10 protein-coding genes and 1 pseudogene are annotated in these 13,577 nt (G+C 43.3%); 2 read left to right on the forward strand and 9 right to left on the reverse strand.

The annotated features are described in order from the left end of the window. Positions 1-63: 63 nt before the first annotated feature. Positions 64-906, forward strand: coding sequence for a universal stress protein (locus F899_RS07005; RefSeq protein WP_004812590.1), 843 nt, complete (start codon positions 64-66; stop codon positions 904-906). Between the two features lie 201 nt (positions 907-1,107). On the opposite strand, the gene F899_RS07010 is transcribed toward F899_RS07005, so the two are convergent. The 5 genes and pseudogenes from F899_RS07010 to F899_RS07030 all read right to left on the reverse strand — a co-directional run bounded on the left by F899_RS07010 (position 1,108) and on the right by F899_RS07030 (position 7,393). Then, positions 1,108-1,773 (reverse strand): O-methyltransferase, encoded by a 666-nt coding sequence (locus F899_RS07010; protein ID WP_004812592.1) that lies wholly within the window; start codon positions 1,771-1,773, stop codon positions 1,108-1,110. A gap of 132 nt (positions 1,774-1,905) precedes the next feature. After that, on the reverse strand, positions 1,906-2,619 hold the full coding sequence (locus tag F899_RS07015) for a D-Ala-D-Ala carboxypeptidase family metallohydrolase (RefSeq protein WP_005221716.1): 714 nt from the start codon (positions 2,617-2,619) through the stop codon (positions 1,906-1,908). Positions 2,620-2,758: 139 nt separating this feature from the next. Further along, positions 2,759-3,082 carry a ferredoxin FdxA gene (fdxA, locus tag F899_RS07020; protein WP_004812595.1) on the reverse strand — a complete coding sequence of 108 codons (324 nt, stop codon included), beginning with the start codon at positions 3,080-3,082 and terminating at the stop codon, positions 2,759-2,761. Between the two features lie 202 nt (positions 3,083-3,284). Further along, positions 3,285-5,918 (reverse strand): DNA mismatch repair protein MutS, encoded by a 2,634-nt coding sequence (mutS, locus tag F899_RS07025; protein ID WP_005221719.1) that lies wholly within the window; start codon positions 5,916-5,918, stop codon positions 3,285-3,287. 234 nt (positions 5,919-6,152) lie between these two features. Next, positions 6,153-7,393 (reverse strand): annotated as a pseudogene (locus tag F899_RS07030) (GGDEF domain-containing protein). A gap of 118 nt (positions 7,394-7,511) precedes the next feature. Here F899_RS07030 and F899_RS07040 point away from each other — a divergent pair. Next, entirely contained in the window at positions 7,512-8,444 is a 933-nt protein-coding gene (locus F899_RS07040) for an IS5 family transposase (RefSeq protein ID WP_004811110.1), read from the forward strand. A 293-nt stretch (positions 8,445-8,737) separates the two neighbouring features. On the opposite strand, the gene F899_RS07045 is transcribed toward F899_RS07040, so the two are convergent. From F899_RS07045 to F899_RS07060, 4 genes are all read right to left on the reverse strand, one after another. Next, complete coding sequence (locus tag F899_RS07045) at positions 8,738-10,756, reverse strand: esterase/lipase family protein (RefSeq protein WP_004812604.1); 2,019 nt, start codon at positions 10,754-10,756, stop codon at positions 8,738-8,740. A 118-nt stretch (positions 10,757-10,874) separates the two neighbouring features. Beyond that, positions 10,875-11,783, reverse strand: a complete 909-nt coding sequence (locus F899_RS07050; RefSeq protein WP_004812606.1) for an ABUW_2363 family tetratricopeptide repeat lipoprotein — start codon at positions 11,781-11,783, stop codon at positions 10,875-10,877. 105 nt (positions 11,784-11,888) lie between these two features. Continuing rightward, on the reverse strand, positions 11,889-12,698 hold the full coding sequence (gene cysE / locus F899_RS07055) for a serine O-acetyltransferase (protein WP_004894357.1): 810 nt from the start codon (positions 12,696-12,698) through the stop codon (positions 11,889-11,891). Continuing rightward, positions 12,698-13,546: an RNA methyltransferase gene (locus F899_RS07060; protein ID WP_004812609.1), complete on the reverse strand. Its 849-nt coding sequence runs from the start codon at positions 13,544-13,546 to the stop codon at positions 12,698-12,700. The genes cysE and F899_RS07060 overlap by 1 nt, the downstream gene beginning before the upstream one ends. Positions 13,547-13,577 lie beyond the last annotated feature (31 nt).

The raw sequence follows: 13,577 nt of genomic DNA on the forward strand, positions 1-13,577 counted from the left end.
TGCCGAAGGCTATGCTAACTTAAAAATATCTAAGAACTTTTATTATAATGAGAGAGGCTAAACATGAAACGTGTCATTGCCTGCATTGATTCTTCTCCATGCATTAATGCCCTCGCAGAAGCGGCTGCATGGATTGCCAAGCAGACTCATCGTGAGCTGGTGTTATTGCAAGTTTTGGATTATTACCCTGCAAGTTATCATTTGGGGGAAATTAGTGGTGTGATTGGTTTTGAAAGCAATGCCATGTTGCTGAAAGAACTTGCTGAACTTGAACAGAAACAGAGTGAATTAGCTTTAGACTATAGCAATAATCTGTTGCGACACATTTCTGACCAGATCAAAGAAAAACACAATATCAACACCATCCATATTCAGGAAAAAGGGGACTTCCTTGAACAAAGCTTTCAGTTACTCAGACCTGATGATATTGTCGTCATTGGACGTTTGGGTGAGCGCTCGGCTGAGAAAAACAAGCCAATGGGCACCAATGTGGAAAACTTTATCCGTGGTGCCAATTGTACGGTAATGACAGTGGGTGAAAACTTTAAACCGCCAACACGCTTTATCTTTGCCTATGAATATTCACCAACCTGTATCCAGATGATGAAACGTATTGCAGAAAGTGATTTACTGAAACTTCTACAGTGTCATTTGCTGTATGTCGGAGATCATGCTGAAATCCTGAATGAACCGTTAAATTATCTGAAAGAAGCCGGACTGGATGTTGTTCCTGAATACCGCTATGGTGATGTGGCAGAGAACATTCTGTCTTATCAGCAGGAGCAGGGAATTCAGCTGATTGTACTGGGTGCATTCAGTCACAGCAAAATCCACCAGTTCTTCCTGGGTAGTATCGCAACCACCATTTTCCGCAATTCCAAAGTACCGCTTCTGGTTGCCAAGTAAAGGAAAATATTGGAAAAAGCGTTATAAAGTTAAAATAACAATTCCACGAAATTAAAAAGCTTGAAGTTGGAAATTGTTACAGTTTGATTTAAAAATAATCAGAGTTATCCTCATATATTGTGGATAACTCTGTGGTTACATCTCATAAGTTATTGTTATATATTTAAAATACTTTATTGGGTGTTTTTTGCTCTCAGACTGTTATTTAACAATAGCCAGTGCAAAACCGTCATGACCTTTGCTGCCCACGGTCTGTAGAGCAGTACTGGAAAGTAGGCGCGGGTGATTCTGCATTGCTTCAAACATGCTGCGAATACCTTCAATACTTGGCTTATTATTGTCCAAATCAATAATTGCCCCAGCACGAATCACGTTGTCTAAAAAGATTACTGTACCTGAACGAGACAGTTTCAGGCTGAGCTCCAGATATTCAGGATAGCTCTGTTTATCCGCATCAATAAAGATAAAATCGAATGGTTCTGTATCTTCCGGTAGGGCTTTTAGGATATCTGCTGCACGGCCACATTTAAGTTCGACTGTCTGTTTGAGGTTGGCACGCTCGATATTTTCCTGACCCATTGCGGCATGCGTATCACGACCTTCAATGGTCAGGATATAACCATCTTCAGGCAGGGCACGTGCCAGCCACATGGTGCTATATGCAGCAAAAGTTCCGAGTTCAAGTACACGCTTGCAGCCATTCATCTGAATCAGCATCTGTAACAGCATGCCCTGATTGGCAGCTACCGCCAGATGATCAGGAAATCCATGCGCAGCTGTATTTTCAAGAGTCTGTTTCAGAATAGGATCATCTGGAATTAAATGTGAATCAATATAATTGTCGAGATCTGTCCACATTTGTTGCATAGCTTGAGCACCTTTGTTGCGATGCAGGCATTTTAAACCTTTCGCAGTGGAGCGCAATTTATTGTTTTATATTTGCTTTGAAAATGAACAATACAGAACGATTTACATATTCTGTATTGTAGTTGGAATGACTTAGTAATTACACATTGAAGATCTACGGCTTAAATCCGGGCCCCAGGTGCGGTAACCTTGGGTATCAATATGGATCTGACCTGAAGCATATAGACCTAAGCCCATATTCAGGCTTTGACCATGTTGTATCCAGAACTGGCAAAGTTTGAACTTGGTATTCTCAATATAGGCATAATCTTCTGGCTGCGGGAATTCCGGGCCAATACGGAAATCAATCGCAGAGTTATACAGGTGACGTGAAGAGTTAGCACCACCAGCACATTTATTGAGTGGCAGATCACGATAAACTGAGGTCACTTCGAAATCATTGAGGACATTGGCTGCAACCAGATATTTAAATACACGTAACGTTGGTAACTGATTGTTCCACAGCTCACGGCTCGGCACCATATACTGCGGTCCACCACAACGCGACCAGTCACGTGCAGTACGCATCAATTCAAAACTTGGAATGATATTACCTACTGAATTACGTTCTAAAAATACTTCATACTCGCGTACACGAGAGAGGTTATTTGCTACGGCTGCCCAGTTGGTATAGGCAAAAGGAATACTCTTAGGCAGCACCTTACGGTCAACCTTAACCTGTTCCTGAGGAATGTAAATCCGTTTTCCATCTGGCAAGGTCATTGGTTTCTTTGTCGCGGTGGTACAGCCCACCATGACAAAAGGGATCATGCTGAGACCCAATAATCCCTTGTAAAAATGCTTCATTATTAGAAATCAGGTATTTATAAAATAGCGCTATTTTAGTCCACTTTTGCGAAGAAATTCAGGATAAATTGCAATGAAATGTGTGCATCAGGTACAAAAAAAGATCAGACTATGCTGATCTTTTTTGGGGATTTGAAAATTACTTTTCAAGATATTGCAGTTTGTCTGCTTTACCGTTCCATTCTTCACGGTCAGCTGGCTGATCACCAATTTGGGTGATATTCGGCCATTTTTGAGACAGCTCAGCATTCAATTCGATGAATACTTCCTGACCCTCAGGTAACTCATCTTCAGAGAAAATTGCATTTGCAGGACATTCTGGTTCACATAACGCGCAGTCGATACATTCGTCCGGGTTAATTACAAGGAAGTTCGGACCTTCATAGAAACAATCTACAGGGCAAACTTCAACACAGTCTTGATATTTACATTTAATACAATTTTCAGTGACAACGAAGGTCATGGCGACAGCTACCTAAAAAATATGGTTCTAATAACTAATGTGTATTTTAGGCAAAAACTGCAGCAACTAACAATTCCTTTTATTGATATTTGTTATATATAGGGCTGTTATTTTTGCAAAAAAACCGATGCAGATATCAAATTCAGAGATTATAGCTCCCTTAAACAAAACCGCCTCATACTGGATGAGGCGGTTGAGGATTTTAGCCTGGTAGTTTCAGTAGATCTTTCAGTGCATAAAGCTGCTGTAAGGCTTCACGCGGACTGAGGCTGTCGACATCAATGTCTTCCAGCAGTTCAAGTGCAGCCGATGGTTTTTCCACCTCAATAATCCGCTCAACGACTGTTTCGACCTGTTCAATCGCAAACAGATCAGGTTGTGGACTTTGAGGCTTGGTATGGTGCTGCTTTTCCAGAATACGCAGTCGGTTTTGTGCTTCCCGGATTACGCTTGCTGGAATACCGGCAAGTTTGGCGACCTGTAGGCCATGACTCTGGCTGGCTGGACCTTGTTGCACTTTATGCAGCAAAATCAGGTTACCATTCACTTCACGGGCAGTCACATGATAGTTATCAATACCTGATTCGCTGGCCAGTTCAGTTAACTCAAAATAATGCGTAGCAAACAGACATAAACATTGAATACGTCGGGTGAGATCCAGTACGCATGCCCAAGCTAGAGACAGACCATCATAAGTGCTGGTACCACGACCCACTTCATCCATCAGCACGAGTGATTGACTAGTCGCATGATGCAGAATCTGCGAAGTTTCAGTCATTTCTACCATGAAGGTGGATTTACCTGTAGACAGGTCATCTGCCGAACCGATCCGGGTAAAAATGCGGTCAATTGGCCCCAAGGTTACAGCCTGCGCCGGAACATAACTACCACAATAGGCCAGCAGGGTAATCAGTGCAGTCTGACGCATAAAGGTAGATTTACCGCCCATGTTTGGACCAGTGATAATGGCCATCCGGTGCTGATAATCGAGTTGCGTATCATTCGGAGTGAAGGCAGTTTTGCTTAAAGCTTCCACAACAGGATGACGACCTGCCTGGATTTTCAAGCCAATTTCCGGACTATATTTCGGGCGTGACCAGTTGCGTAGGCGTGCCTGATGCGCAAAGTTACACAGTAGATCAATCTGTGCGATGGCGCTGCTCATCATTTGTAGGTTGCCAATGTCCTCACGCAATTCATCCAGCAGCATTTCAAAGAGCAATTTCTCACGCGCCAGTGCACGGGATTCGCTTGAGAGGACTTTATCTTCAAAGGCTTTCAGCTCTGGTGTGATGTAACGTTCAGCATTTTTTAAGGTCTGGCGACGAATATAATGTTCCGGTGCCTGTTCAGCCTGTGCTCGGGTCAATTCAATATAGTATCCACTAACACGGTTATAGCCGATTTTCAGGGTTGGAATACCACTCTGCTCACGTTCCTTGATTTCCAGATCAATCAGGAATTTCCCGGCATGATCGCGAATTTTGCGTAACTCATCCAGTTCTGCATCGAAGCCTTCGGCAATAACATTCCCATCACGTAACAGAACTGGTGGATTTTCCACAATGGCTGACATCAAACGTTCATGCAGACCATGGAAATCACCAAGCTCTTCATTCATTTGAATAAGTAATTTGGACTGCTGCTGGCTGACCATCGGTTGTAGTGCATGACGCAGGAACGGGATCTGAGCACAGGCCTGACGCAGCTGAACCAGATCCCGTGGACGTGCACTGCCCAATGCAATACGGCTTAATACACGTTCAATATCACTGATTTCTTTTAAGACCAGACGTACTGGCGATTCATGAAAGCCGTCTAATAATACCTGAGTAGCATCCAGACGTTCATCCAGAATGGCAGTATCGCGTAAAGGCTGCATCAGGGTGCGACTCAGCAGGCGGCCACCCATTGCTGTCTGACAATCATTGATTAACTGGAATAGCGAAGTACCATGTTCAAATAAGGGTTCAATCAGCTCTAAATTGCGACGAGTAACCGGATCTAGCGCAATAAAGTCTGAACTTTGTTCTAGCTGAATGCTACGAATATGCGGCAGTGCAGTTTTCTGGGTTTCTTTGGCATAGTGAATCAATGCAGCCGCTGCGGCTTTGGCGAGTGGCAGATGATCAATCCCAAAACCTGCCAGTGTACTCACAGCAAACTGGTCACATAAAGTCTTTTGGGCATTGTTCAGGTTAAAGTCGACATTTGGGCGTTTGCTGACCGGCACATCCAGTTGGCGTTTCAAATGTTCAACCAGATCCTGCTCTTGCAGATTTTCGTCCACGACAATTTCGCTTGGCATCAGACGTGCCAGCTCAATTGCCAGTTGGTTCAGGTCATAATCAATTTGTTGAACTTTGAAAATACCGGCACTTAAATCCAGTAAAGCGATACCAATTTTATTTTGCTGAATGCATAGCGCAACCAGATTAGAAGTTTGATGTGCACCCAGCAGGGCATCATCGGTTAATGTTCCTGGAGTAATAATCCGAACCACACCACGTTCAACCGGACCTTTACCTGTAACTTCACCGATCTGCTCGCAGATTACTACCGTTTCGCCTTTTTTTACCAGACGGGCCAAATATCCTTCTGCCGCATGGAAAGGCACACCTGCCATTGGAATCGGCTGACCATTGGCCTTGCCGCGATGGGTCAGGGTAATGCCAAGAATTTTGGCTGCTTTATGGGCATCTTCAAAGAACAGTTCGTAAAAATCACCCATACGATAGAACATCAATGAATGCGGATGCTGCATCTTCACAGACATATATTGCTGCATCATAGGTGTTAGGGTAGAAAGATCAGCCATGAGTTCTGAACTGGTCATTAAGAAGAAATCCTTTAAAAAATAATGGGCAGACTGGTTAAGGCTGATGAGCTGAAGGCAATATAGTCGCTATTCATTTACCAAAGCAGAAACCATCAAAACAGCCATGCAAAATGTGTATTGAGCTAAGTCTAGCAAAATTAATTTTTAGAAAGAAATGGATTCGATGACTTCTATCGAGTCTAATGAAAGATTGCCGGTTTTAAACACGAAAAATATGGCTCGGAGTCAGGTTTAAATCATATATACATTGTTTTTAGACTGACGAGGAGCGATCTTAAACCGATTACGACCCTCTGCTTTTGCAGCATATAGCGCCTCATCAGCTTGAGCAACAAAATCAGCAAGGCGATCATTTTCTTGAGGCTTGATACTGGCACAGCCAATACTCACTGTGACATGACCCGATACCTGACTGGCAGGATGAAACAGCTGCAAAGCATTGATGCGTTGGATCAGCTCCTGGGCAATTTTCTGTATTTCTACTTCATCGATATAAGGATAGACCAGTAAAAATTCTTCTCCACCATAACGTGCCGCCAGCTCCATACTGCGGGAAGAAATGCCTTGTAACTGTTGGGCTACCAATTGTAGACATGCATCACCGGCAATATGTCCAAAATGGTCGTTATAGTTTTTAAAGTAATCGATATCCACCATCATGATACTCAAAGGCGCTTGATGTCGTAGTGCGTGGCGCCATTGTGTGTCCAGATATTTTGTCAGATAACGTCGATTGGCCAGGCCAGTGAGCGCATCAAGTTGGGTCAGCCGTTCCAGTTCTTGTGCCTGTTGGGTCAGTTCCTCTTTATGCAGTTCGATAATACAATTTTGCAAATAGTTCTCATGATGCTGGCGGTCAATCGCATAGGCAATAATCATTCCAAGGAGGCTGCTAAACGTATAGGTACGATGTAAGAAGGTCCAGTCAATATCGTAGTTGAGAGAAACCGTGACCAGATAACCAATCAGTCCACCGCCCCAACCCGCAATGAGTGCTGAATAAAAGCGCATACCGACAAAGCTATAGTTAATGACGACTGCATACATCATGGCCACGTGCAGCAGGGCGTCACATTATCAATATCCTGGCCAATCACGGGAATAATCACAAAAGAAATCGCGACCGCACTGGTCGCACCTAACGTGGTATACAGGTCAAAGAAACGATTAAACGGCTTGCTAAACGACATTAACCAAACTGCGATGGTAATTACCCCAACCCAGGCATACAGAGAAAGCCAATGAATCAGTTTTTCATCGATTGAAATGGTCTGAAAAATCCCGTAACTGAGCACAAAATACAGAACCAGAATAATGCTGCCCCGAAAACGAAATTCATAAGCAGCTTCGTCACGGTATTGCTGGCGATAGATTGGCTCGAGTTCTTTTCTGAAATACACATAGTTCAGTCCATGTGCAATCAGCTCATTTACTTTTTCATGGCTAATCTGTTTAGAGCCAGCTAATTTCATAAAATACCATTACTAAGCAAATAAAGTCGTTTAACTACTGATACTGTAGATTGTATCGAATGGTGGCTTTGTTGCACAAAGCTGTTCTTAAGGACTCCTTCGGCAATATAATTTCCAAATGAAGAAGCCTACACACAAAATCTACCGCACAACCAATTGGCCCGCATATAACCGAGCTCTCATTAATCGTGGGAATATTGCCATTTGGTTCGATCCAAAAACACAATGGTATGCAGAACCTCAAGGCAAACAAGGTCGAAGTCAAACCTACTCCGACATAGCGATTCAATGCTGTTTGATGATCAAATCTCTATTTAGACTCACTTTACGCATGGTTACTGGTTTTGTTCAAAGCTTAATTAAACTTTGCGGATTAGATTGGACAGCACCAGACTTCACGACGCTTTGTAGAAGACAAAAGTATATTGATATTCAAATTAACTACCAGAAAAGTCGTGATGGGTTACACCTACTCGTCGACTCTACGGGTTTAAAATTTTTAGGTGAAGGCGAATGGAAGCGTAAGAAGCATCAGCCTGAATACCGTCGGCAATGGCGTAAACTGCATATTGGTATAGATGCTGAAACACTGCAAATACGTGCCGTTCAGCTTACGACAAATAATGTCAGTGATTCACAAGTACTTGGTGATTTACTCGATCAGATTCCTCAAGATGAGCATATTGACTCCGTTTATACCGATGGTGCTTATGACACAAAGCGGTGTCGCCAGTTGATCACAGATCGAAATGCCCATGCGATTATTCCACCCAGAAAAAATGCGAAGCCTTGGAAAGATACAAAAGTTCATTCGCTAGAGCGAAATGAATTACTTCGCACTGTTAAACGTTTAGGCAGGACACTATGGAAAAAATGGTCGGGCTACCATCAGCGAAGTCTGGTAGAAACCAAGATGCACTGCATCAAATTATTAGGCGATAAGCTCAGTGCTCGGAATTTTGATAGCCAAGTCAACGAGATTCATGCACGTGTGGCCATCTTAAATAAGTTTACGGAGCTCGGCCGACCTCACACCCAAGTTGTCACTTAAATTTAAACAACTTAGGAAAGCTCTATCTTTAAAATCTTTATGCAACAAAGCCTCGAATGGTTAAACTATTGATAGCACAGATAAAGTATCCTGCTCAAGAAATATCCTTTTATATATAAAAAAATTATATTTCATATATATCATAAAAAAGTAATTTGATTGCCTAACTATCTTTATCATCTCTTAGAAGTGCTTATCAATTTACATGCTCTTAAATTAAGTAACTTTAGATTTATAGCTATTTCGCAAGAGAGAAAATAAAAAACCGAAGTTTTAACTTCGGTTTTTTATACTTATTTCAGTACTTTTTGCGGCTGATATAAACCGAGTTCAGTCAGGTGCAACCTCAAGATACGACGTAACTCGAGTACAGCTTCAGGCGTTTCCTGAATCGAGTGGCCACCCTTAATGACTTTGCTAGATACAGCACCTTCCAAGTAAGCACTTTCGTATGAAACGATATCATCGCTCATGAGCTTGGTATCTTGCGTATCTACGGTATTGCCGATAATAGAATGAAATTTGATATTTTTAGAAGGCTGAATATCCTTAGTTAATGCAGTAAATTTCGAATTTTCACTCAGATCGCTTGGACCATTCTGAATCAGGTCATGTCCCAGTTCTTTGACAAAGTCCTTTAATCCGATTTCGCCTTGTAAGGTATCGGCAAAGGCACCCAAAAATGCGCCTGGTATGCGGATAATTTTACGGGCCAGTTTAGTATGCCAGCGATCGGCATATTCCGTCCCACGATGCGGTGTCGCTAAGAAAATGGCCCGGGTGAAATTCGGAATAGGTTGCATTTGCAGGCGTGCTTTAAAGAGCGGGTTATCCTTAAATTGTGCAATGCGGGTATTTTGTACCAGCTTGAATGCATCTTGAGTAATATCAGCCTGACTGACCATTAAACGGGCAATCACGCCTCCCATACTATGTCCGACCAGTACCGCATCTTTTTTGGCTGGTGCATTGTTCGCAACCCGGGCAAAGCCTTGCTGAACCAGGGCATTAATTTGAAAACGGCTTTCCAGAATCGGCATATTGGTAGAATAAAATACCTGCCAGACCTGGAAATTTTCCCTTAATACCGGATCACCCATAATGTCGTTGGTCAGACGAATCCAGGCTTCAGGACTACTGGCTAGGCCATGGATCAGGACAATCACTTTTTTCTTCGGATTGTAGGGTTCAAGCATATAAAGATGCGGCATGATCAGGTTGTCATCCCGGTCAATCAGCACCAGATAGGCAGCACGTCCTAAGTTATTTTCAGCCAGCCATAGGCCATAGGGTGCCGAGAAATTTGCAGCCAGCGCATATTGTTTACCTGCAACAGTTACTTTTTCATGTTTGTAAGGATCATGCAGTTTGAGCTGGAATTCCGGACCGTTAATAATCTGATCAATACTGGTCGCAGATTTAGGAACTGCGGTAATAGTAGTGGCCAGATAACGCGCCGAATGAATATTCGGATTGCTGCCTTCTGCATATTTGAAATTCAGTGGATCGACAATATATTTTTTATTTGGTGTGATACGTTTTTCTTCGGGAAGGACCACTACAAATTCCGAACCAAAACCGTCTCGACGGGTAATTGAACGTAGACCAGAGAAATTCATGTTATAGGTCGACATGAGCTTCTCAAAAGGCTGGTCTTTGATTTCAGGATAGTTTTCAAAATCTACTGTGTAAATGCTGTTGCCGACCTGAATCTTGCGGCTGCCTTCTTTGGCCTGATGACGCTCGGAATAAACATGGATCAAATGCGAGATCGCCAGGTTATAAAAGTCACGAATCTGTACCTGACGGTTGTCAAAGATACGATCTTGTGGAGCACGCTGGGTTTTGAACAGATAGGCATAGCTATAACGAATACTTTGGTCCAGCATCGCCAGCTGCTGATCTTGGCATTTCTGGATATTCTGTTTTTGTAGCTGCTTTTTTTCTTCAGATTGGGTCTTGGTCAGAACGCTGCTTTTGCATTCTGAACCTTTACCCAATTGCAGCGATTTGGCCAGATATAACTCACTGGCAGTAGACAGAAGCTGTTCGTCCAGAATCTGCGGGATCTCCTTGAGCGCCTCTACGCATTCCTGGGGTTGTTCAGTACAGATGCGTGCTTCACGCCCAGTCATGGACAGAACATTCAGGCTGGCTTCACTCAGTTTATCTCTGGTTAAAATGCTGTCACGTTCATTACTGATGGTGACATTGAAGGCTTGTTCTTTCACACTGACCACCTGACAGCCGGTCAGAACTGTGGTGAATAAGAGTGAACAGAGGACGAATGCTTTATTCATTTTATAGTGCATATGAAATCTGAATGCTCAGTTAAATATTGAAATAATGTTTTGTATTTTACTTATTTTTATCAGAAAAAAGACTGCCGAAGCAGTCTATTTTGTAACTCAGATCACGACCATTTTCACTTTAATTTTTGGGTGTCAGCACTTGCCATACATTCCAGCGACCTTGCTTTTCAATTTCCTGAATCAGCTGGTCTGCTACTTGTGCTTCTTGTGGGTATTTCACCTTGTAATTTTTCAGCACCTGAACTGCATTCTTTTTATTTTCCATGGCAATGTAGTTGTTTGCCGCAGATAAGTAGGCTTCCTGAACACCAGCTTTCATAGCTTTTTCCAGATATGGAATTGCTTCACGCTGACCGCCACCCTCAGACAGACCAAAACCGAACCAGAAGTTGGCTTCAGCATCATCCTGGTTCAATTTCAGAATACGCTGTGCATAAGCCAATGATTTAGTAGTATAGACTGAACCTAGGTCCAGGTTACGCGCCATAACGCTGGCTTTAAATGCACGCATTAAAATATCGAAAGAGGCATTATTGTTGGCAGCTAAAGTATCGAGTTCCTGAGTGACACGTTTCAGTTTCAGTTCAAAGCCTCTACGTTCCTGACGGTCGCTGAAACGTGGTGGATAGTGTCGTGCCTTACCTTCAACTAATTGCAAGAAATCATCAATCTCAGTGATATCAATTTCATTCGGCCCAGCTAAAGTCGCATAACGCATAGAACGCGTATTGCTGTTTACTGTTGGAATGATCAGACGATTCACATCAAGGGTAATTTTTTCTGATGGGTTATCAGCACGGTTCACCACCATTTTGGTGACAGGCGCAGCAGCAGCTTTCTGTAAGTGCACTTCAAATGGAGGTGGTTCGTTATAATTGAATGGATTTAATGCATAAAAGGGTGGGGTCAGTTCCGGCTCAGCGAACACCATTGCATTTTTAGGTGTGTCTTGCTTTGAAGATGGAGTTGAACATGCGGTCAATGCCAGCGCTGCGAAGCAGGCAAGTGCCAAAGGCTTAAATGTCATGGTATACATCCATTTATGTTATTTTGAAAAATTGTGAGATTGCATGTTCGTCAGTCTAAGAAAACTGTAACGAACATGCAAGTTACGGCGTGTTACCGTTTTTGATCAGGCCTTAGACTGAGAAGTCTGTGCTTCGCACTCACGGCGAGCTTCTTCCAGAATCTTTAGATCTTCCTTGCTGAGCGGATGTTCATTCAGCTGGTTTTTCTTGAAAGTAGGGTCAAGCATAGATAAACGGTTACAAAGCATATTCATGCGTTTTTCATTTTGCTGAATACGGTCAAGTAGAACCCGCATACCTTCAATAATCGGATCAGACTGATCTTGTGTCGTTGCATATGGCTGGAAACCAATACTTTCTGCATAATCGCGACGACGTGCTTCAGCTTCATCTTTCGGCTGATCTTTGGTAATAAACCGCGCAGGGTTACCGACCGCTGTGGTATTGGCCGGTACGGCTTTGGTTACAACAGCATTGGAACCGACCTTGGCATTTTTACCAACTGTAAACGGACCGAGAATTTTTGCGCCGGCACCCACAACCACACCATCTTCCAGGGTTGGATGACGTTTGCCTTTATTCCAGGTCGTACCACCCAAGGTCACACCGTGATAAAGAGTAACATCATCACCAATTTCAGCTGTCTCACCAATCACCACACCCATACCATGGTCAATAAAGAAACGGCGGCCAATCTTGGCACCCGGATGGATTTCAATTCCTGTAGCAAAACGGCTGAATGAGGATAAAGCACGTGCTGTGCCTTTACAGTCTTTGTTCCACAGTTCATGTGCCACACGATGCATCATCAGCGCATGAATACCAGGATATGTGGTCAAGACTTCCAGGGTGTTGCGTGCAGCAGGATCGCGCGCGAAGACAGCCTGTATATCCTCTTTGAGCTGTTTAAACATTAGATTTGATCCTTGTCCTGTTGGGTAGTGTGTGAAGATTTCTTCCAGGTGCCATTATTCAAGGCCTGAACCCGGCTGAAAATACCACGGAGTAAATGATATTCCATACGATCTAATTGTATACGTCCAAATAGGCGACGCAAGCGTAAAGGTAGCAATCGTGGATTTTTAGGATCCATAAACTCAATTTCTGCCAGCATTTTTTCTAAATGTGGATAGAACTGTTCCATCTGTTCATGATTCACCAGCGGTTCATCCCATTCCATTTCAATGCCATCAATGACCTGCATGGTGGCTTTAGCATCACGTGGATGTTCTACCTGATCCAATGCAGCCATACGCAGTTCATAGCAGATGACCTGAATTGCTTGTGCGACATTGAGTACACCGTAGTCGGTATTCACTGGAATAGTGAGGTGATAATTTGCCATTGCCAGTTCTTCATTGGTCAGGCCACGGTCTTCACGACCAAACAGAATCGCAATTTCCTGTTGCTCTTGCACGACCGCAGACAGCGCTTTTTCAGCCGCAGGACGCACATCCAGAAGAGGCCAGGGAATGGTACGGCTGCGTGCGCTGGTACCGAATACAATCTGGCAGTCTTTAATGGCATCTTCAAGGGTTTCGACAATCTCGATCTGTTCGATCAGATCAGTTGCACCTGCAGCCAGGGCATCAATGTCCGGATGTGGGTAGGTTTTTGGTGCCACCAGAACCAGCTTGGACAAGCCCATGGTTTTCATGGCACGTAAGGCACTGCCGATATTGGCAGGTAAAGTGGTATTGACCATGACAATACGCACATGGGAGAGATGTGCTGAAACAGCAGCATTGTCAATTTGACTCATGATGATTCCAATATAAATATTTTAAAGGTCA

This window comes from Acinetobacter sp. CIP 101934, assembly GCF_000369585.1.
Classification (GTDB): Bacteria; Pseudomonadota; Gammaproteobacteria; order Pseudomonadales; family Moraxellaceae; genus Acinetobacter; species Acinetobacter schindleri.